Annotated in this window: 2 protein-coding genes; both read left to right on the plus strand. The window is 64.0% G+C overall.

From position 1 onward, the window contains the following. On the plus strand, positions 1-647 hold a 647-nt coding region (locus ABYB95_RS22810), incomplete at its 5' end, for a hypothetical protein (RefSeq protein WP_372662419.1). 485 nt (positions 648-1,132) lie between these two features. Continuing rightward, positions 1,133-1,829, plus strand: a 697-nt coding sequence (locus ABYB95_RS22815) for a response regulator (RefSeq protein ID WP_372662422.1), incomplete at its 3' end; no start/stop codon positions are given.

A 1,829-nucleotide genomic window follows, 5' to 3' on the forward strand; every position in this document is an offset into this window, starting at 1 on the left:
CCAACCGCTTCAATGTCAGCACCGGCAGCTGGGGCACCGCCACCCTGGTTGAGAACAACGACAGCAGCAACGCCAAATTCCCCAAGGTGGCCATGGACAGCACCGGCAATGCGGTGGTGGTGTGGCGCGAAGACACCACGCCCAGCCGCATTGCCAGCAACCGCTTCACCGTGGGCGCTGGCACCTGGGGCACACCCGCCTTGATCGACACCGGCGCCAGCACCGCGACCATGCCCGACGTGGCCATGGACGGCGCAGGCAACGCCTTCGCGGCCTGGACGCAAGGCGATGACGCGATGGCCAACCGCTTCAACGCAGGCGCCGGAACCTGGGGCGTACCCGTGCTGATCGAGACCAACAACATGGGCCCCGAGGGTGTCTACGACGTGGTGATCGCAGCGGACACAGTGGGCAACGCCATCGCCGTGTGGGACCAGTTTGATGGCATTCAGAGGAACATCTTCGCCAACCGCTACAGCGTGGGCACCGACACCTGGGGCACGGCAGCCGTGATCGAAACCGACAACGCCGGGCCGGCCCGCAGCGTGCGCGTCGCCAACAACCCGTCGACCGGCAGCGCCCTGGCCGTGTGGACGCAAGAAGACACGGGTGGCTTGCGAAGCATCCTGGGCAACCACTTCAAATAGGCCACTCGCTCCCACCAGCGACGGGGTGTCCACACACCCCGTTTGTGCTTTGAGCCAGCACAAACAGACAAGGTCACAGCTTGCAGGTTAGAGCCATTGAAGCGCCGCGCCACGCTCCAGATGGGGGAACGCTTCCCCCAACGCCTGCCTGCTAAACATGACTTTCGGCACTGTTGCCCGTGTGGGCGTTTTCCTATCCTGAAGGTGCCGTCGCACACACCCACAAGAAAGCCGCCATGACAACGCCCACCGCCGCGCCCACACGCACCGCGGCTTTGAAGCCGGTCGTGGTCCCTTCATCACGGCCTGTAGCGGTGGTGAAGAGGTGGCCGTGTGGACGCAGCAAAACATCGGCGGCAGCACGTCTGTTGACACCTGGGCCAGCACATTCAAATGAGCGTCCGCAAGCGCCGGTCGCATCATCCGATCCCATTCGCCGATCCGCGCACTGCCCTAAGATGCACCACCATATGGACCAGCCCGCCGTGAACCCGCATCCAACGCTATCGGCCAACGGCTTGCTGGTGGTGGACGACCACGAGTTGTTGCGCCTGGGCCTGCGCACCCTGGTGCAGTCGCACGCCGCCACCAGCGGCCAGGTGGTGCAGGTGTTCGAAGCGCGTGGACTGCAAGAAGCGCTGACCGTGTACAGCGACCACCAGGCCGAGATCGCGCTGGTGCTGCTCGATCTGCACCTGCCCGATGCGCACGGCCTCTCTGGCCTGACGGCCTTTGTGGCCCGCTTCCCCGGAGCCCGGGTGGTGGTGCTCTCCGGTGTGAACGATCCGGCCCTGGTACGCGAGGCACTGGCCAGTGGTGCCGACGCCTACCTCACCAAATCGGGTGACCTGCAAGACGTGGTGCACTACATCGGCGAACTGGGTCTGCTCCAGCTGGACGACGGACCGAAGCGGGAATCCGACAAAAGCGAGACCTCCGTTTTCTTGGGAAACGACCTTGACGCCCAGCGAGGCAAAGCAACGGGGCGTGTGCTGCGCACCGCAATGGGTGAAGCGGTGCAGATATCGAATCGACAAGCACAGGTACTCGATTGGATTTTGGTCGGCATGTCGAACCGCGACATCGCCGACAAGGCCTTCGTGAGCGAAGGCACGGTGAAAAACCATGTCTCGGCCTTGTTGCTGTTGTTCGATGTGCGGTCCCGCGCCCAGCTCATCAGCC

The sequence above is a fragment of the Hydrogenophaga sp. genome, from assembly GCF_041633695.1.
Taxonomy (GTDB): domain Bacteria; phylum Pseudomonadota; class Gammaproteobacteria; order Burkholderiales; family Burkholderiaceae_C; genus Hydrogenophaga.